This is a genomic window from Nitrospirota bacterium (genome assembly GCA_030645475.1).
Classification (GTDB): Bacteria; Nitrospirota; Nitrospiria; order Nitrospirales; family Nitrospiraceae; genus Palsa-1315.
Map to the genome: position 1 here is coordinate 427,678 of JAUSMA010000069.1, position 19,219 is coordinate 446,896.

Sequence of the window (19,219 nt, forward strand, 5' to 3'; positions counted from 1 at the left end):
AGAGTAAGGAGTAAGTTTTCGGCACATTCGATATAATGAGCGACCGGCATTGATCCAAGAAAGGAGACGGTATGGTGAACAGACAGGGTACACGATGGGCCTCGGCGGTATGCGCGATGGTGTGGTGTGTCGTTGGCTTGGGGGGCTCACCAGCCGCCGCCGCCACTCCCGACTTGAAGGGGAAATTCGAAGTCTTGAAGGACGAAGTCTCCACGCATGTTCCCGGCAAGGTGAAGTTGATCGAGTTCGCCGACTTCTATTGCCCGCATTGCCACCGGTTCGACGGAGAAGGTTTGGCGCTCCTCCAAAAAGAGTTCGGGAACAAGCTTGAGGCGACGATGGTGGGGTTCCCGGTGATCCATGGCAAGCTGCCGACACCCTTCGATATGTACGAGCAGGCGAAGCTGATGGGGAAGGGGAGTGAAATGAAAGCGGTTCTCTTTCGCACCATCCATAAAGATAAGATGACCGGAGTGCTGGATCGTTCGCTTCGGGAAGGCTTGATCAAGGAAGTCGGTCTCGACCCGAAGGCCTTTGAAGAAGGCATGGCCAGCGGGAAGCCCGCTAAGATTTTCGAAGAGGGGCGCAAATGGGGCGAGCGCATCAAGGTACAGCAGACCCCGACCGTGCTCATCGACGGGAATATTAAGGCAGAGACGATCGATCCTGAGAATCTGAAGTTGATCATCCAGAGCATTCTGGATGCGGACAAGAAAAAGTGAGGGAGTGCGGCCACAGGCCGACGATCTCTTTGCTCCCAGAGCGCGCACAATGAAACAGTGCTTGCTCGATGGGCGCAGTCGAGATCATCGGTCTGCGGCCACGGTTGGGGGGTAGTGTGGAGATTGATCCGATCTGCGGCATGACGGTGGATCCGGCTACGGCGGCCGGAAGTCACGAGCATAGAGGCCAGCGCTACTACTTTTGCGGCCTTTCCTGCCTGGAGCGATTCAAGGCCGATCCGGAGCGGGCGTTGCAGCCACGGCCTGCCAGTCCAGTTAAGCCGGTGACGACAAGAAGACCCCTTCCGATGCTGCAGCCTGCCCCGGTCGTGACGGGGGCCATCGATCCCGTCTGCGGGATGACGGTGCAGCCGGCCACGGCAGCCGGTTCCTACGAATATCAAGGGAAGACCTACTACTTCTGTGCGACGAGTTGTCTCGCCAAGTTTCGAGCCGATCCCATTTACTATCTGACTCCTGTTGAGCAGCGGCTTCCCCGCGTCGCGGTCGTTCCGTCTGGCGGAGCGGTCGAGTACGTTTGTCCGATGGACCCGGAGGTGCTGGAAACTCAACCGGGCGCTTGCCGGATTTGCGGAATGGCGCTGGAGCCCAAAGTTATCTCGCTTGAGGATGAACGGAATCCCGAGCTTGAGGATATGAGCCGGCGGTTCCGGATCTGTCTAGGACCTTCCCTCTTGGTCATGTTGTTGGCCATGGCCGATATGATTCACGGCTTGTCACTTCCGCAGATCTTCACTGGCTCGATGAGGAACTGGGTGCAATGGTTGCTGGCGACGCCGGTGGTGCTCTGGGGCGGCTGGCCGTTTTTCCAGCGGGGGTGGATTTCGGTGGTGAACCGGGCCCCCAACATGTTCACGCTCATTGCCATTGGAACGGGAGCGGCCTATGGCTACAGTACGATGGCCACCGTCGCGCCGGCGCTGCTCCCCAGTTCGTTTCAAGCGCATGACGGTTCCATCGCCGTCTACTTTGAAGCCGCGGCTATGATTACGGTGCTTGTGCTGCTCGGCCAGGTTCTTGAGTTGAAGGCTCGGAGCCAGACGAGTTCCGCGATTCGTTCCCTGCTCAGACTCGCGCCAAAGACCGCCAGACTGATCAAGTCGGACGGACAGGAAGAAGATGTGCCGCTTGAGCAGATTCAGGTGGGCCAGCGATTACGCGTCAGGCCGGGAGAGCGAGTGCCGGTCGATGGGATGGTCCAAGAAGGTGCAACATCTGTCGATGAATCCATGATCACCGGGGAATCGATCCCGGTTGAAAAAACAGTCGGGACTCGTGTGACCGGAGGGACCATCAACGGCACGGGCGGGATCGTGATGGTCGCTGAGCGGGTCGGGCGAGATACGATGCTTGCCAGGATTGTGCAGATGGTGAGTGAGGCGCAACGGAGCCGGGCGCCGATCCAGCGTCTCGCCGATGTGGCGGCCGCCTACTTTGTTCCGTTGGTGGTGGCGGCCGCATTGCTGACGGCCATAGTCTGGGCGATCTGGGGCCCGGAGCCGAAGTTGGCTTACGCGCTGGTCAACGCCGTAGCGGTCCTGATCATTGCCTGTCCCTGTGCGTTAGGATTGGCGACACCGATGTCGATCATGGTGGGGACCGGTCGCGGGGCGACGGCCGGTGTGCTGGTGAAGAAGGCTGAAGCCCTGGAGATATTCGGGAAGGTGGATACGCTCGTAATCGATAAGACCGGAACCCTGACGGAGGGCAAGCCGACATTGCTCTCGATACGACCTGTGCCACCCTGGACCGATGCCGACTTGTTACGCTTCGCTGCAAGTCTTGAGCGGAGTAGCGAACATCCTCTGGCTGCCGCAGTGGTGGCCGGAGCGGAAGGGCGAGGCATCTCGTGTGTCCCGGTCGAGCAGTTCCATTCGGTGACGGGGAAGGGTGTGACCGGGACAGTGGCTGGCCGTCGCGTCGCCATCGGGACGGCTGCGTTCTTGCGGCTGGAGATCGGGGTGTCAAACCAGAGCCTGACACCGTTGGACGACAACGCGGCCTCGCTTCGTCGTGACGGGCAGACGATCCTGTTCGTGGCCATCGATGAACAGGCGGCCGGCGTCCTAGGCGTGGCAGACCCGATCAAAGCCTCGACTCGTGAGGCGGTGCAAGAACTCAAGGCCGATGGCCTTCGGATCGTCATGGTCACGGGCGATCATCGCGATACGGCGGAGGCCGTGGCCCGGCAGCTCGGCATTGAAGAGGTCCTGGCTGGAGTTTTGCCGGAGCACAAGGGACAGATCGTGGCCCGTCTCAAGTCCCAAGGCTGCGTTGTGGCGATGGCCGGCGACGGGATCAATGATGCCCCTGCGCTGGCATTGGCCGATGTCGGGATTGCGATGGGGACCGGAGCAGACACAGCCATTGAAAGTGCGGGGATCACGTTGGTGAAAGGGGATCTGCGCGGGCTGCTTCGCGCACGGAGACTGAGCCTGGCCACCATGCGAAATATTCGGCAGAATCTCTTATTCGCGTTTCTCTACAATGTCATCGGTGTGCCGATTGCGGCCGGCGTCCTCTACCCGGCTTGGGGAATCCTCTTGAGTCCCATGATCGCCAGTGCCGCCATGACGTTCAGTTCTGTGTCCGTCATCTCCAATGCCCTCCGCCTGCGTCATATGGAATTGTAAGTGCGCCTCCGGCCTATGCGTGCTAGGCTACAGTCGTTTATCGTCAATCGGGTAAGAGGGGACTGCGGCTTGTTGCGATTCAACCTCATTGTACGAATCATGATCGGGCTCTGCGTGGCTGGTTCCATCGCCGGGGGAACGGCTCTGGCCGGAACTCGTGCGATCCCTGTGGCGAGCGGAGGTGAACTCCAGGCGCAGATTAAGACGGCTGCGACCAAGGTCATTCCCTCTGTCGTCAGCATCGCCTCCACGGTCATGGTCCGCGATCAAGCATTCAGCGACGAGGCGCTTCCGTTCGGTCTGTTCAAGGACGCGCCTACGACCAGGCGGCAATATGGCCAAGGCTCCGGGGTCATCGTGTCGGCGGATGGCTACATTATGACGAATAACCATGTCATTGCCGATGCGGTCGATGTGGAAGTGATTCTTGCGGACCGGCGGCAATACAAAGGGCGAGTGGTGGCCACCGATCCGAAGACCGACGTGGCGCTCGTGAAAATTCAAGCGACCAATTTGCCGGCGGTCACGTGGGGGGATTCGAGCACACTCGCCGTCGGTGAATTTGTGCTCGCGATCGGAAATCCGCTTGGCTTGAGCCGCAGCGTCACGTTCGGCATTGTCAGTGCCGTCGGACGCGCCGATGTCGGCGTTGCCGATTTCGAAGACTTCATTCAGACCGATGCCCCCATCAATCCCGGCAACTCCGGCGGCGCGCTGGTGACCCTCAATGGAGAACTGATCGGGATCAATACCGCCATCGCGAGCCCGACCAGTGGAAGCGTCGGAGTCGGCTTTGCCATTCCCAGCAATATGGCCAGGTCTGCCATGCAGAGCCTGCTCAAGACCGGGCGTGTGGTCCGTGGATTCCTCGGCGCCTCGACGCAAGATGTCTCTCCCTTGTTGGGCAAAGTCTTTCGTCTCCCGGATGTGAAGGGCGCGATCGTGACCGATGTGCAGGCGAAGGGCTCTGCCGAAAAAGCCGGGCTGAAGCGCGGTGATGTGGTCGTGCGATTCGACGGGCGAGACATCATGGACAGCGGACATCTGCGGAACCTCGTGGCAGCCGCCACGATCGGGAGTAAGCACAAACTGGATCTCGTGCGCGAGAGTAAGCCCTATCAGGCAGAGCTGGTCATCCAGGAGGCGCCGCGTGAACGGACCAAGAAGAGCCAGGCCCCATCGGCCTCAGCTGCCAAGGCTCATCCTCTTGCCGGCGTCGTCTTCGACGATGTGACCGCGCCGTTGGCTCGGCAGATGGATCTGGCTGTCACGAGTGGAGTGGTGGTGACCGACATTGAAGAAGGGAGTTTAGCCGAATCCTCAGGCCTCCAGCCTGGCGACGTGGTGTTGGAGCTCAACCGTCAGCATATTCCCACCTTTGCCGTATTTCAGCGTCTGGCCGATCCGATGAAGCCTTCCGATCTCGCCCTGCTACTAGTCAATCGGCAGGGAAACGTCATGTACATTCCCATCCAAGGCGAATAAGCGCGCGGGGCGGCTAGACCACCATACGTGCTCGCGCAACGCGCACAGTCCGCCCTATCCAGTGCCTGCTCTAAGGGGCGCGAAGGGGGCAGGCACAAAACAGCCGTGCTCGTCTCATGCCAGCAGTTCGAGTAAATCCACGCCCAAGTTCACTCAAACGATAGATTTCAATCGAGTGTATCCCCGTTTAATTGTGACAATTCTGTATTGATTTGCGCGTTGCGTGATGCTACGTTTCTAAAAAACGTGCTACTGGTGAGGCTGTCATGAAGAAGTTGATTCGATTCGGTGTGTCGTTGGACCATCATTTGCTCGACGCGTTCGATCTGCACATTAAGAAGCGCAAGTACACGAACCGCTCGGAGGCGCTGCGGGATCTCATCCGGGATAACCTGGTCGGGCAGGAGTGGGACGACGGCAAGGAAACGGTCGGGACGATCACGTTTGTCTACGACCATCATGTGCGCGATCTGAGCAGAAAGCTCACAGACATCCAGCACCGCTACCAGCCTCTCATCTTGTCCGGGATGCACGTGCATCTCGATCATGACCATTGTTTAGAAGTGCTGGCAGTGAAGGGTAAAGGCTCGGTCATCAAGAAGCTTGCCGACATCCTCATCGGGACCAAGGGCGTCAAGCATGGGAAGTTGACCGCGACCACCACGGGAAAAGGGTTGAGCTGAGCGTCTTCGTGAATATCCTCAGTCTCTTCCTCCATCTCACCGCGCTGCTATTCGTTGTCTCCATTGCTCTCGCCCATGACCCCGACGCTGAGACAGTCGACGTTCCGGAAGTCACCGTCATCGGTGATAGGCCGGTCGCAGCCTCCTCCCAGCAGTTCATTCCCGACAAAGAATTTCTCTTACAACCGCAGGGCCGTCCGGCCCAGGTGTTGCGGTTGATTCCCGGCTTCATCGCGGTGGAACATTCCGGTGGGGCGGGAAAGGCCGATCAATATTTTCTGCGTGGCTTCGATGCGGATCACGGAACCGATGTGGCCTTTTTCTCCGATGGCATGCCGATCAACTTGCGCACCCACGCGCACGGGCAAGGCTATACCGATCTGAATTTCATTATTCCCGAGACGATCGAGGGACTCGACGTGAACAAGGGGGCCTACCTCCCGGAATATGGCGACTTTGCCACGGCAGGAGCGGTGAACTTCAGGACGCGGCAGGTGGTGCAAGAGGGCGTCGTCCAGGCAGCCGGGGGGCAGTTCGATACGCAGCGGTACATGCTCATGTTCTCTCCCACCAAGGATCGGGTGCGTACTCTGTTCGCCGCCGAAGGCTATTACACGAACGGCCCGTTTCAAAACGATAACCGCTATTTCCGGGGCAACCTCTTGGGGAAAATGACCACCAATCTGACCGGGCGGGACGAACTGAGCCTGACCGGGACCTTTCATCAGGCACAGTGGAACGCCTCGGGCGAGATCCCCTTGCGAGCGGTACAGGATGGCTCGCTCGACCGGTTCGGCGCCGTCGATCCTTCGGAGGGGGGCAAGACGCTTCGCAGCACCGCCAAGTTGAACTACCATTACGACACGACGTCGAACGGGCAGTTCTTCGCCAATGCCTATGGCCAATACTATCGACTGGATCTCTTCACGAATTTCACGTTCTTCGCCAACGATCCCGTCAACGGGGACGGCATTCAACAATCCGATCGGCGGGTGATGTACGGCGGCGACATCGGATACAAACAGCGCGGTGACGTATGGGGCCTGCCGAGCATTGGGACCATTGGATTTCAAACCAGGGTCGATAACATCCACGCAAGACTCGGGACTCAGACGGCAAGAACCCCGACCGGAGCGACCACTGACAGCGATATCCTGGAGGCGTCCTATGCCCCGTTCGTGAAAGCAGAGGTCCAGCCGACGTCGTGGGTGAGGCTGGCGGGCGGACTCCGCGCTGAAACGTTTACCTTCGATGTGAGGAATCGCTGCGCGATCTGTGCAGAACAGCCTGCCGGCAGGACGAGTTCCGGCATCGTCCTCCCGAAAGTGAACCTCATCCTGGGCCCCTGGGCCAGCACGGAATTCTTTGCCAACTATGGCGAGGGTTATCACAGCAACGATGCACGATCGGCAGTCGCACCGGGGTCTTCACCCCTTGCGAGAGCCAAGAGCTACGAAGTCGGTGTCCGGTCGAAACCCTGGGGAGCTGGGGGCGTCGAATTGACCGCAACCATCTGGCGATTAGATCTCAAGTCTGAATTGGTGTTTGTCGGAGACGAAGGGACGACAGATATTCGCGGCGCGAGCAGACGCGAAGGCGTGGAATTCGCCGCGCGGGGGCAAGTCTGGGGTCCGCTGTATTTCAACGGCAGCGTGACCTATACGAAGGCGGAGTTTCGCAACGGGGATGCCATTCCATTGGCACCGGAGGTCACGGCCTATGGAGCTCTGTTGCTGCGTTGGCCCGAAGGCCTGACCTCGCAATTGCAAGCGACCTATCTCGGCGTGCGGCCGCTCACAGAGGACCGGAGCATCAAGGCTCCTTCCTGGATTGACTTCGACCTCTCGGAGCGTTATCAACTGCCGATCAAGATGTCCCATGGCCGCATGGAGGCATTTTTCTTTATTCAGAACCTCTTCAATACCAAGTGGGAGCAGGCCACCTTCGCCTTTGCTTCTCAGCTGCGGAACGAATCGGCACCGGTTAATGGGATTCACTTTGTGCCGGGGAATCCGCGGACAGTTATGGGCGGCGTGGCCTGGTACTTCTAGTCGACCGCTGAAAACGACTTCCAACTGCGTTCTCGTCTCGAACGCATCCTCAACGTACCCAATAGGGTACGCCTCCGGTGCATTCTTCGCCTGCGGCCTTGTTGGAAGCTCGTTTTGAGCGGCTGCTCTTTCGACTGAAATAATCTCCAACTGCGTTCTCGACTTGAACCCATCCTCAATGTACCCTGAGGGCAGATTGAGGATATTGGCGTCGCCTGCGGCCTCGCTGGATAACCATTTTGAGCAGCCTATAGTTGGCTCATATGAAGACAAAGAGCAGAATTCTTCCACGTTTTTATTTCAACCGCCCGACGGTTACGGTTGCGCGCTCGCTCATCGGCAAGTATCTCGTGCGGGTGATCGAGGGACGTATCCTTGCCGGGAAGATCGTCGAAGTGGAGGCCTATGTGGGGCCGGAGGACAAGGCCTGCCATGCGTCGAAAGGGAGAACGCAGCGAACGGATGTCCTGTTTGGTCCGGCAGGGGTCGCGTATGTGTACCTTATTTACGGAATGTACCATTGTCTGAATGTGGTAACGGAACGGGAGGAGTTTCCCTCAGCGGTCTTGATCAGGGCGATTGAGATCGACGGAGAATTGATCGATGGGCCAGGGCGGCTCTGCCGTGCGCTAGAGATCGATCGCGGCCTCAACCGCGCAGACCTTACGGAAGGCGAATCACTCTGGTTCGAGGATCGCGGGGTAGTGCTGAAACGAGGGGAGTTGGGGGCTTACACACGCATCGGTGTCGACTATGCGGGAGCATGGGCCAAGAAATTGTGGCGATTCAGGTTGCGCTCGGTCACAGCCTTCGAGAGGGCAGGCCGCATAAAAAAACAGGGGGGCGCCGGATTCATCCAACGCCCTCCTGTTGTATCTGATTGAACCGTTCGACTATTCGATCTTACGATCGGCCCCAATCTTGGTGGCAGATGTCACCGGGGGAGCGATCTTGATCTGAGGACCCTGGACGTTCGGGAGGCGGCCTGCGCCCTGACCTTCGGTGATCCGGGCATTGTCGGACTTGTTCAGGTGCTGCTCGCTGTGCTTGATGGAGTTCGTGGACTTCAACAGGGTGGATTCGCCACGTGCATCAGACTGGCCTGGATCGTTCGCGGTTGGCTGGCCCGTCACGGGGCTTCCGCTGTTCTTCATCGGATAGCCTTCGTGCTTGGGGAGGAGCGAAGGATTCGCCGAGGCCATCGATAGCGCAAACAGGACGCCGGAGACGGTCGCAACAGTACCGATTACGATCTTCATGAGCCTACTCCTTTGAATGATGGTGGCCGGAGAAAATACGTTTTAGAATACAGGTTCAAATCAAGTGGCGGGGATCATAGCTAGGGGGGGGTGGGTCTGTCAAGGGAAGAATGGGAGGGTAGCCTGTTGGCCTCCTTTGCTCGCGCAACGCGCGGCCTCAGAAGGCCCTCGTTGGACGCGCGCAGTGGGAGGCCAAGCAGGCCACCCTCCTGTGAGAGGCGGTGTGTGGGAGGAGCATAGTTAAAGCTGTGCTCCTCCGATGCGCGCAGTGAAGGACCATCTGACTGCGCCCCCTAGGGTAAGGTGGGGGAAAAGAAGGACGGCTGGGAAGGGCAGCCTAGTCGTCCTCCTGCTCGCGGAACGCGCACGATAGGAATGTGCTCGTTCGACGCGCGCAATCGAGGATCGACCAGGCTACCCTTCAAAATGTAAGGGGGAGTTGAGGAGCTGCTCGCAGTAAAGGGCAACCTCGGCCATTCCCCTAAAGAAAGGCATAGGGGGGATCTCCCCGGTTGTGACAGAGACGCCATGACGACGAAGATGTATATTCATGTCTTCAACTGCCGCTCCGGTGGCGTTCGCAGTCCGCTGGGTGGACTTTGAACCCCCTTACGGAGGTGCTGTTATGCGGATCCTCCTAAACATTGTTATGTTCATCAGGAGCACAGAATCAAGTGAACTCGTTCGCTGACAAAAAGCAAAACCCAACCACCGAGGAATATTTGGAGGTTGGTCTGAATGAAGTTTTGGATAGGCTAAATAAAAATCCAAATGGTTCGCAAAGCGAGGAGGCATTCATTAGTGCAGTAATTACTGTGCGCAATGCAATGGTTACCGAAAGGCTGACCAAGTGGCTTGTTTGTTTAACTGCCGTAGTCGCAATAGCTACCGTGCTGTTAGTAGCCGTTCCTTTTATTGCCCCATCGCTTGAAGCTCAGAAACTGGAGTCAAAGATTGCCGATACTCAAGCGGCATACAACGGCTTGCAAGTCGAGAGCACAGCATTAAAGCGTGAAGTGCTAGAGCTGAAGCAGGCCTTGTCGGTATTAAATGGCCAAGTTCAAAACATAGCTCTGTGCTCAAGCTGGCCTGCGCAAAAGCGCGCAGCCCCTTAGCTCCACGTTAGCCTCCTATGCAGCACTCGAGCGAATTCACCATTGAACTACTGCAAGCCATCAGCGATTGGCAACGCGGTGGAGATGTAACGCAAAAGAAAAGGCGTGGTCTTGCGCTCAAGTCCGCTACGCGCGAACTTCCGGCGTCGTTCAAGTCGGCAGGGCGTTGCTTTCGGCAAATCGCCTTAGACGATAGCGCCGTCTGGAGAGTTGGTACACAGCTGCAACTCTCAGAGACCATCTCGGCATGGACTGACCGCATTGAAATTGCAAAGGATATAAAGGGAGGCGTGCCCCCGGTCGGGTATCAGGGCGTGATATTTGTCTTCGATCCAGCGCCATGCCAAGTAATTGTGAACTTGGCTGCGCTGTACAGAGATGAAGGGTTTCGCTCATACATGAACAAGAACGAATCAAGCATCTCTGGTTATTGGGATGGCGCAGGGGGATATGGCGACAGTCAAAGCGAGGTGGTAATCGAGGCCGAGTTTTTGCCGCTCGACTCAGTCCACGCTTGGGGCGGCTATGCGGGTCCAGAACTTCAGCTGGCGCATATGTATTACGGACACACACCCTCCGAGATAGAGCTGCAAAATTTTCGCGAGCTAATGACTAAAGCTGGCCACAGCTGCGGGCCGTACTGGCTCTCGACACCCGAGGCTGTGAGCCGTGTTGCGGAGAAATTGAAGTATCACGGCGAAAGGCTATCTAATGGCGGGGGGGGAACAAAGGGGGACATTCTGAATTTTCTCAGGCGACCGCGCGAGGTTTTAGAAATAACGCAGAATGTCCCTCTAAATCTTCGCCGGTTAGTGCTGTCCCGACGACCGGTACTAGAAAGTAAGTTCGCGGAATGACTACTATTGGGCCAATGACCAGACAGCACTGAATTGGGGGAGAGTCGGCTATGAGTGTCCTCGTGCGCTTTATCTACGAAGTAAGGCCTGGCCGATTCAACGACTTCATGGCCAAGCTCCAAAAGGCGGCGAGCCCAGAGTTCACGAGCAATACCATGCCGACGGCGGTCAAGCTCTACCGAAACACGGTTCCCGGCCCGGATACCAGCCAAATTATCTTGCATATCGAATACAAAGATATGGCTGCCTATGGAGCGCGGACAGATTTCGAGATTAATAACAGCGCGTGGCGAGAGCTATTCGGCGCAAAACCCGATAGTTCAGAGCGCCTACTGTCCGTAGAGATACTCACGGAACTGGGCTGAACCACGTGCCCCTAACCAGCCAATGGAGCGGACGCTTTCATGCTGCGCATTTCAGCGCCGCTCATGAGCGGCATTGGGACTTGTTGCGCAGTGCGCAACATGCTAGGCTTAACACGTGATCCAATCATTCCGGCACAAGGGGCTAAGGAAGTTCTTTGAGTCGGGGAGCGCGGCGGGTATTCAACCGCACCACTCCAATCGCCTGCGCATGCTTTTGGCAGCTCTGGATACGGCTTTGTCCATTGAGGACATGAGCGTTCCAGGATTCAGACTACATCCCTTGAAGGGATCGGAGCGTGGTCGATGGACTGTGTGGGTAAATGGAAGCTGGCGTTTAACGTTCAAGTTCAAAGACGGACACGCCTACGTCTTGGATTATGAGGACTATCACTAATGGCTATGCACAATCCTCCCCATCCTGGCGAGTTCATTACCCAGGTCTATCTGGGGCCCAACAATCTTAGCGGCCGCGAACTGGCCGGGAAGCTCGGTGTGGCTGCTTCAACACTGAATCGTATTCTTACGGGTATTAGCCGTATCAGTCCTGACATGGCGCTACGCCTTTCCAAGGCTCTTGGCCGTTCTCCGGAGAGTTGGCTTGCCATGCAGTCCAACTACGATCTCTGGCAAGCCAAGCAGCATGTGAAACTTGGCAAGGTTGGGAAAGTTCGGCTAACAGCGGCCTAACAGGCGCTTCGAGGCGGGCCCGGAGAAACGTCGAAGAGTTTCCTCTTATGCTCTTGGCCCGTGCCACTCAAGCTTTACGTTAGCTGGCATCAGCTCGACCCGATCCACATGTTACATGTCCCCGCCTGCGGTCCGTCAGCGATCATTCATGCCGAATCCGAGAGAGGTTTTCGCCTTCCGGAGCTACTCAACTAAACGTACATAACCATCAGAGCTGGCAGTTTTGGCCTCGGATATGGAGCGATGCTGGCTGGGACTTTGATGGATCAGACGAGTGGTACCACTGGCGAGTATTTCCACAGGATGCTCAAAAAGACCGTCCAGCAAGGCCGCAGCGAGTGAAGATCCGAGGAGGTACAAACCGCACTTCGTGTGGGCCGTTCGCCCTTAGAATGGATCTTGGCGAACGGAAAACCCCCTTTAGCCCTTCCGATCTCCGAGCATTTTCATTCGGTACGTTGAGGGTCTGAACGAAGCGAGAACGATGCTGGCGTGATTTTTCAGCGTCCTGCGAGGTTAGGCTGGGCGGCGTGCGGGAGGCCGGCGTCCACGTCCTCGATAGGACGGTCCACGGCTGAGACCTGGGAGGCGGATGGTGACGGTGGTGCCTTCGCCTGGTGCGCTGCCGATAGCAATCGAGCCGCCATGCTCTTCGACGATCTTCTTGACCGTGGCGAGACCGAGGCCGGTGCCGGCTCGTTTGGTCGTGAAGAACGGTTCAAAGACTTTGTCGACAATTTCTGCGGGAATCGGAGCCCCGTCGTTCTTGATGAGGATCTGATCTTCCACGCCACGTCCTGCGCGATGCTGGGTGACTTGAATATGGAGATGGCCGCCTGGACTCATCGCCTCACCGGCATTCTTGAAAATGCTGAGAAAGACTTGCTGGAGTTTGGATTCGTCGCCACGGACCGGCGCGATCATCGTTGCATAGTCCTTGGTGACTTGAATTCTGGTGACTTCGAGGTCGGTTGCGACCACGGTGAGCGCGCTCTCGATGACTTCGGGGATGCGGAGGAGTCGTCGATTCAGCTCGAGCGGTTTCGCAAAGTCTAAAATCTCGTTCAGAATGGCTTCGACGCGGATCAAATCGCGCATCGCATTCTCGACGCGCGTCTGGGGGTCGAAGTCGAGGATGCCTTCACCCGTGACTTCTTCCAATTGGGCACGGATCGATGCGAGCGGCTCACGCACTTCTGTGGCCAGGAACATGCTGAATTCGCCGATGGCGGCCTGCCGCTCTTGCTTTCTGATGATGGGTTCCGAGGGACCGGGGGCAGCGGCCACTCCCGGTGTGCCTTCAGCGCCCGCGGCTGGGGCCACGCTGACTGGCGCCGGGGCCGGAGCCTGGAGAATATCCGCGATTTTGACGATAGAGGGCTCAAGAGTACGGGCATCTGTCTGCTGGTAGCGCCCGGCTTCTTTCGAGGCCAGCGTAATGGTTCCGCCCACTTGTCCCCGGACGAAGAACGGGACGACGAGTGAGGAGAGCAGCCGGTCCTTGAACAGATATTTGTGATCGAGAAAGCGCCCCTGTGTGGAGGCGAGATCGTGATCCACGCGTGGCTTCCGATGGCGAACCGCCCACCCGGAGGCTGAGCTGTCGAGCGTGAGGCGGTGGCCCGGTTTCAGATCTTTCTTGCTGTCCTTCTGTTCGCTCTTCAGGTCGCCGGCCATGCCCAGAACTTCGACATTGCCAGCCAGGGGATCGTAGTGGCAGGCCCAGATGCGATCGTAGGCGACGTATTGGTTCGCCTCCGTCAAGACGGCAATAATTTTGTCTTGGAGTTCCGGTGTCAGCTGCGAGACCGGCGCCGCAAACATTTCTACGGGAGACGGTTGCGGAGGGACCGGCTCATGCGCGACATAGGGCCTACTGAGCACGACATTCATATCGAACAGGCCTTCGCGATCCAGCGCTTTTGTGACCTCGTCGCTGGCCTGCTCCATCAAGGCTTTTTCTTTTTTCGCGAACGTGGCGCTCTCTTTCCGTCCGATAACCAGAAAGCCGTACGTCCGATTTTTATGCCGCAGGGCCACGGCGAGCATCGATTTCGCGCCCGGAGTGATCAAGCGGAGGCGAATCGTGCGCCCGTCTTCCTGGTCGGTTGAGGGAGAGGCAGCGGCAATCGCGGGAGCCGAGAGCGTCCGGAGGATCGCTTGCGTATCGCGAGGGGTAAAGCCTCGCGCGGCATGGCCGACCAGCGGGCCTTGGTCCCGGTGGAACACGGCGGCGAGCGCGGCGTCGACCGGCAGGTCGTTGAGCACGGACGTCAAGGTCCGCTGGAGATGCGTCTCAGGAATTGGTTTGCTGTGTGGAGCTGTGGGTGTCATTCGTGAGTTAGGGTGGTCAAGCGGGCGCATTGTAACAACGCGCGACAAGCAATTCAATGAAAAGGAATAGGCCCCGTTATTCTTCTGGATTAATGATCTTCGGCGGACGTTGCTGGAATGTCTGCTGCGGCTCAGGCAGACGGGGGCCGGAGGTCGAGGCATTCAGGATCGTGGTGACCAGACTGATCACCACTGCGCCGCCGACAGCCGGCCAAAATCCCGCAACGGTAAATCCTTTTACCAGATAGGCGGTGAATTCGAGGAGGAGCGCGTTGACCACGATGAGAAAGAGCCCCAGCGAGAGGACGATCAAGGGCAGGGTCAGCACAAAGAGGATGGGCCGGACCAAGACGTTCAGAAACGTGAGCACGAGCATCGCGGCGATTCCGGCAGGGAGCGAGTCCATCTCAAGGCCCGGCACGATCATCACGGCCAGGAATACCGCGATGCCGGTGATCAGGATGCGACCTGCCGCGGCGCGAATCCCGCCGTTCAAGTAGTAGTTATTGAGCTCCCGTGTCACGTGAAGCTGTTGCATCGATCACCTTACTGTACCTGAATTTGCTGTACGGGGGCCGGTACCCGCGTGGCTGAGGAGAAATGGATTTCGGTAGCCCGCAAGACTTTTTCGTCCTTTGTGGCCTCGATTACGACACGATCGCCGACGGCCGGCAAGTTCGTGCCCTTCAGATTGCCCTTTTCCTTGAACCGGGTCTGTTTATTCACCTGAACGTCCACGGTTTTCCCTTTGGGGGTTTTGACCTCGACATGGGTCGCGTCGATGGCCGTGACGGTGCCGAGGACATGTTGGCCGGTGCCGTGGGCGAAGGCCGTGGTGGCCATGAAGCTGAACAGACACACAAGAATACTACGGTACATCATGATGGCTCAGTCCTTTGTCCAGGAAGATAAGTCTCAGTGGTGATGCCCACTTTCCGGTTGTTGTGCTGCACGGTCGTCTCCCTGGAGGAATTGGTCGAAGGCGGCTTCTTCCTCTAGCTCTTGTTTCGTCTTGGGATTCAGCCCCTTCATCCGATCGAGTTCTTCCGGGGTCAGTTGCGGGAGATGGCGGATGAAGTGAACCAGTTTCCAACTGTCCATATCTTTACTCGGGTCGCCTTCTCCCCAGGCCGGCATCGCGGTAAAACGAATGCCGTTGTGGATGACCCAGAAGAGTTCGCCGTCCGACATCGATTGCGTGTCGGCCAATCGGAGGTCCGGCGCTTTGGGGTACACATTCTTGCCGATGGGTGTCTGGCCGCTCCCGTCGTTGGCATGGCAGCCCGCGCAATGGTCGGCGAAGTGGGCCAACCCTTCCTTCAAGAGGTCGGGGCTGAACGGGACCGGGTTGGGGCTGTTCCGTTGCTCGATGGGGATGGCCAGGTGGCGAATCTGGCGGGCCAGAAACACCTCGATCGCATGGGGTTCCGTCTTGGCGCTGAAGCCGGTCGTGAACAATTGATAGCCCAGCCAGCCGAAGGTGCTGACAACCGCGAGGCCTACGACGATGACAAGGATGATCAGCTTCGTTTTCATAGCAACAGCCGTTTACTATACAAAGTCTTTCGTCCGATTGCCACCGGGTCATGCTGTCGGGGAGGCGCTCCGCGATCGTGCGAGGCGACGCATCAGTAGAATGAGGATTGGCAGATGCATCAGCAGTCCACTCATCCCCATGAACGGTTCGCCGATCCAGAAGGTCACGCCGAGGTTAAAGACCAAGACCCCATAGTATAGGCCGACGCCCAGCAGAAGCTGAGGCGTGCCCCCCTGTGACGGCGCGAGCGCGGGAAGTCGGCGCTCAAGCGGAAAATAGATGGCGAGGGAGATGAGTCCGACGACGGCCCACCCGACATAGTTGGCGGCCGGTACGCCGAAATGCCAGCCGGGATCGGGATAGTAATAAATCTTGCCGAGGAACCAGCGATCGCCACGGAGCGCCACCGGATCGATCACCATGTCGATGAAGGCAAACAGGCAGGCGGTCAGGATCAGCACGGACCACCCGGTCCTGGCTGCGGTGTCGAAACGCAGCGACTTCAGGAGGGGGTGAGCGGCGGGTGAGGATTGCTCGATGGGGAGAAGGAGACAGAGTGCGACGCAGTAGGCGGCGTAGAGGAGAAAGCTGAACGAGATCGAGTCCATGAAGGGAATGTTGGAGAAGTAGAGCTCCTGCCCCAGCGTCGAGCCATTGTAGTGGTACCAGCCGAAGGGAATGCCGTTGCGGGTGGAGGAGTATTCGCAGACGAAGGCCGTAGCCCAGCTAATCAGCCAGAACCGCCAGGTCCTGGGCCAGCCGATCAGCTGGATCGCAGCGAAGAGAAAGGCCGTCAGAAAGACGAAGACGTAGGGACGGAAGAGGATGGTCTTGAGGAACAGAGTCAGGAGGTCCATTGAGAAGGGCTTTCAGCTTTCAGCGATCAGCCGTCAGCTCAGACCTGAAAGCTGAGAGCTGATGGCGCACTGCTTCTGTTACGCATACTTGTGATCTCGGAACCACCGTACTGCCTTCTCTAATGCCACTTCCGGCGGTGTTTGTGGGATGCCGAGTTCCCGGATCGCCTTGCTGCAATCGTAGTGCATCTTGTACTTGGCCATCTTCACCCCTTCGAGTGGAATACGCGGTTGCCGGCCCGTGATGTTCGACAGCCATTGGTTTAGGTAGGCCAGCGGCAGGATCGCCAGCCGAGGGAGCTTGATCGTGGGCGCTTTCACACCGGTCAGGCGGCTCAAGATCTCGAAGACTTCACGCAGCATCAAGTTCTTGTTGCCAAGGATGTAGCGCTCACCGATCCGACCCTTTTCCATCGCCAGCAGATGGCCGACTGCCACGTCATCGACATCCACGATGTTCATCCCGGTCTCGATATAGGCAGGCATGCGGCCCTTCATGAAATCGACAATCACCTGCCCCGTGGGAGTCGGTTTTACGTCGCCTGCGCCAACCGGGGCACTAGGGTTGACGATAATGACCGGCAGGCCCGCCTTCGCGAGCGTCAAGACCTCTTGTTCGGCCAGGTACTTCGACCGTTTGTAGTGGCCGGCCATCTGTTCGAGCGAGACGGGCGTGTCTTCCGTGCCGAGCCCTCCGCCGGGCGGAAGGCCAATGGCACCGATGGTGCTGCAGTAGACGATCCGTTCGGTGCCGACGTCGCGGGCCGCTTCCAACAGATTTTTCGTGCCGGTGACGTTCACGTCGTAAAAAATCGAGGGATCTTTGGCCCAGAGCGCATAGTGCGCCGCCACATGGTAGAGCTGCTGGCAACCGGTGAGGGCCTTTCGCAACGAGGCCTGATCGCGCAGATCGCCCTCGACCCGCTCGACCGTCAATCCCTGAAGATTCTGGAGGTCGGATTCGGCGCGTGCCAGGATGCGGACGTCGATCTCGCGTTGGACCAGCGCGCGTACGACTGCGCCTCCGACAAAGCCGGTCGCGCCTGTGACGAGAGCCTTCATGATGGGGAGCGTATAGCGAATAGCATATAGCTGATAGCAATCAATCTGGGCTCGAGGTTTGTGCCATCAGCCATACGCTATCAGCTCTTTAGTTCCGCCGGTTGGTGATATACCGCGCGATCTCGCGGAGTGGGTCGGCGGTCGGGCCGAACGACGACAGCCGCTCGATCGCCCGGTCGACGCACGTTTCGGCCAGCTTCTTGGCACCGTCCACGCCGTAGAACGTCGGATAGGTTTTCTTGCCTCGTTCGGCGTCGGTATTCGGGTTCTTGCCGAGTTCCTCGCGTGTGCCGGTCACATTGAGTACGTCGTCGGCAATCTGAAACGCGAGGCCGATGTCTTCCGCATAGCCGGTCAGATTGGCCAGTTGGGGTTCCGTCGCGCCTGCGGCAATGGCGCCCATGCGCACGGCGGCACGCATCAACATCCCGGTTTTGTGCTTGTGAATGTTTTGCAACGTCGCGAGGTCGATGTCTTTGTTCTCAGCCTGGATGTCGAAGACCTGGCCGCCGACCATGCCGAGATTGCCTGAGCCGTAGGCCAGCTCCTGAATCAAACGGACTTGCCGCACGGGATCGCAGCCCTTCATGAGGTCTGGTCGGCTGCAGAGATCGAAAGCCATCGTGAGCAACGCATCGCCTGCCAGGATCGCCATTGCATCGCCATAGACCTTGTGATTCGTCGGCTTTCCACGACGGAAGTCATCGTTGTCCATCGCGGGCAGATCGTCGTGGATCAGCGAATAGGTGTGGATGAATTCCAGCGAGCAGGCCACGGCCATCAAGCCGGGCGGGGTAGTGCCGAGTGCTTCAGCCGCTGCAATCGTCAGGATCGGGCGGATCCGTTTGCCGCCTGCCATGAGGCTGTACCGCATGCTTTCGTGCAATGTGGTGGGTGGCGTCGTGGCCGGGGGGCTCACCTGATCGAGAAATCGATCGACGTCGATCCGCTTCTGTTCGAGATAGTCCTTAATGTTCATGGGGATAAGGTACGAGTTGTGATGACTGTCGTGGACCGGCGCGGAGAGTACCAAACAGGTCGGAGGCTGTCAAACGGAGTGGGAGGGAGCGGCCAGGTGCCCTTCTTACTCGCAGAACAGCGGAGGGGATGGAAGCTGATGATCTTCTGTGCTCACGCAACGCGCGGCCTCAGAAGGATGGGAAGGGCAGCCTAGTCGTCCTCCTGCTCGCGGAACGCGCACGCTCGTTCGACGCGCGCAATCGAGGATCGACCAGGCTACCCTTGGAAATGTAATGGGGAATTGAAAGAGTGCCTGCAGAGGAAGATCAATCAGCTCCTAATCCCTGAGAGATAACGAGCGAACTTAGATGGAGCATGTATATCGTTCGATGCGCGCAGTAAGGGCAGCCTTGGCCACTCCCTTAATAAAGAGGTATAGGGAATTAGGAGTCCCTCGTCTGGGCTCATGGCATGTCTCGGCATACCAACGTATGGTCGGGCGAGAAGGGCATTCGCAGTGGGATTAATCACAGACGCTGACCTATGAGGTGAGAAGTTCAGAAGTGCCACGGTTTCTGCGCCCCTTGCCTC

At 58.2% G+C, this 19,219-nt stretch carries 19 protein-coding genes; 11 read left to right on the forward strand and 8 right to left on the reverse strand.

Annotated features, from left to right (window positions below):
* Positions 1 to 71: 71 nt before the first annotated feature.
* The 6 genes from Q7U76_17120 to Q7U76_17145 all read left to right on the forward strand — a co-directional run bounded on the left by Q7U76_17120 (position 72) and on the right by Q7U76_17145 (position 8,479).
* Entirely contained in the window at positions 72 to 722 is a 651-nt protein-coding gene (locus tag Q7U76_17120) for a thioredoxin domain-containing protein (protein ID MDO8358101.1), read from the forward strand.
* 68 nt (positions 723 to 790) lie between these two features.
* A complete protein-coding gene (locus Q7U76_17125) occupies positions 791 to 3,376 on the forward strand; it encodes a heavy metal translocating P-type ATPase (GenBank protein MDO8358102.1) in 2,586 nt (861 codons plus the stop codon).
* Between the two features lie 15 nt (positions 3,377 to 3,391).
* Positions 3,392 to 4,861, forward strand: coding sequence for a Do family serine endopeptidase (locus tag Q7U76_17130; protein ID MDO8358103.1), 1,470 nt, complete (start codon positions 3,392 to 3,394; stop codon positions 4,859 to 4,861).
* 266 nt (positions 4,862 to 5,127) lie between these two features.
* Positions 5,128 to 5,544 (forward strand): nickel-responsive transcriptional regulator NikR, encoded by a 417-nt coding sequence (nikR, locus tag Q7U76_17135; protein ID MDO8358104.1) that lies wholly within the window; start codon positions 5,128 to 5,130, stop codon positions 5,542 to 5,544.
* 8 nt (positions 5,545 to 5,552) lie between these two features.
* On the forward strand, positions 5,553 to 7,595 hold the full coding sequence (locus Q7U76_17140) for a TonB-dependent receptor plug domain-containing protein (GenBank protein MDO8358105.1): 2,043 nt from the start codon (positions 5,553 to 5,555) through the stop codon (positions 7,593 to 7,595).
* 263 nt (positions 7,596 to 7,858) lie between these two features.
* Entirely contained in the window at positions 7,859 to 8,479 is a 621-nt protein-coding gene (locus Q7U76_17145; protein MDO8358106.1) for a DNA-3-methyladenine glycosylase, read from the forward strand.
* Positions 8,480 to 8,488: 9 nt separating this feature from the next.
* Here the strand turns inward: Q7U76_17145 and Q7U76_17150 are convergent, their stop codons facing one another.
* Positions 8,489 to 8,854 (reverse strand): hypothetical protein, encoded by a 366-nt coding sequence (locus Q7U76_17150; protein ID MDO8358107.1) that lies wholly within the window; start codon positions 8,852 to 8,854, stop codon positions 8,489 to 8,491.
* A 674-nt stretch (positions 8,855 to 9,528) separates the two neighbouring features.
* On the opposite strand from Q7U76_17150, the gene Q7U76_17155 reads away from it, so the two are divergent.
* From Q7U76_17155 to Q7U76_17175, 5 genes are all read left to right on the forward strand, one after another.
* A complete protein-coding gene (locus Q7U76_17155) occupies positions 9,529 to 9,969 on the forward strand; it encodes a hypothetical protein (protein MDO8358108.1) in 441 nt (146 codons plus the stop codon).
* A gap of 17 nt (positions 9,970 to 9,986) precedes the next feature.
* The gene (locus Q7U76_17160; protein ID MDO8358109.1) at positions 9,987 to 10,826 is read left to right on the forward strand and encodes a hypothetical protein; all 840 of its coding nucleotides are present in this window, start codon (positions 9,987 to 9,989) and stop codon (positions 10,824 to 10,826) included.
* A 50-nt stretch (positions 10,827 to 10,876) separates the two neighbouring features.
* Positions 10,877 to 11,191: a hypothetical protein gene (locus Q7U76_17165; GenBank protein ID MDO8358110.1), complete on the forward strand. Its 315-nt coding sequence runs from the start codon at positions 10,877 to 10,879 to the stop codon at positions 11,189 to 11,191.
* Between the two features lie 115 nt (positions 11,192 to 11,306).
* Entirely contained in the window at positions 11,307 to 11,585 is a 279-nt protein-coding gene (locus Q7U76_17170) for a type II toxin-antitoxin system RelE/ParE family toxin (GenBank protein ID MDO8358111.1), read from the forward strand.
* Entirely contained in the window at positions 11,585 to 11,878 is a 294-nt protein-coding gene (locus Q7U76_17175; GenBank protein ID MDO8358112.1) for a HigA family addiction module antitoxin, read from the forward strand. Before Q7U76_17170 ends, Q7U76_17175 begins: the two co-directional genes overlap by 1 nt.
* Positions 11,879 to 12,394: 516 nt before the next feature.
* Here the strand turns inward: Q7U76_17175 and Q7U76_17180 are convergent.
* From Q7U76_17180 to Q7U76_17210, 7 genes are all read right to left on the reverse strand, one after another.
* Positions 12,395 to 14,212, reverse strand: coding sequence for an ATP-binding protein (locus tag Q7U76_17180; protein ID MDO8358113.1), 1,818 nt, complete (start codon positions 14,210 to 14,212; stop codon positions 12,395 to 12,397).
* Between the two features lie 76 nt (positions 14,213 to 14,288).
* Entirely contained in the window at positions 14,289 to 14,750 is a 462-nt protein-coding gene (locus Q7U76_17185; GenBank protein ID MDO8358114.1) for a phage holin family protein, read from the reverse strand.
* 8 nt (positions 14,751 to 14,758) lie between these two features.
* Entirely contained in the window at positions 14,759 to 15,094 is a 336-nt protein-coding gene (locus Q7U76_17190; GenBank protein MDO8358115.1) for a DUF5666 domain-containing protein, read from the reverse strand.
* Between the two features lie 33 nt (positions 15,095 to 15,127).
* Positions 15,128 to 15,748, reverse strand: coding sequence for a c-type cytochrome (locus Q7U76_17195; GenBank protein ID MDO8358116.1), 621 nt, complete (start codon positions 15,746 to 15,748; stop codon positions 15,128 to 15,130).
* A gap of 48 nt (positions 15,749 to 15,796) precedes the next feature.
* On the reverse strand, positions 15,797 to 16,606 hold the full coding sequence (locus Q7U76_17200) for a carotenoid biosynthesis protein (protein ID MDO8358117.1): 810 nt from the start codon (positions 16,604 to 16,606) through the stop codon (positions 15,797 to 15,799).
* 78 nt (positions 16,607 to 16,684) lie between these two features.
* Positions 16,685 to 17,668: an NAD-dependent epimerase/dehydratase family protein gene (locus Q7U76_17205; GenBank protein ID MDO8358118.1), complete on the reverse strand. Its 984-nt coding sequence runs from the start codon at positions 17,666 to 17,668 to the stop codon at positions 16,685 to 16,687.
* Between the two features lie 88 nt (positions 17,669 to 17,756).
* Entirely contained in the window at positions 17,757 to 18,647 is an 891-nt protein-coding gene (locus Q7U76_17210; protein MDO8358119.1) for a polyprenyl synthetase family protein, read from the reverse strand.
* Between the last annotated feature and the right edge of the window lie 572 nt (positions 18,648 to 19,219).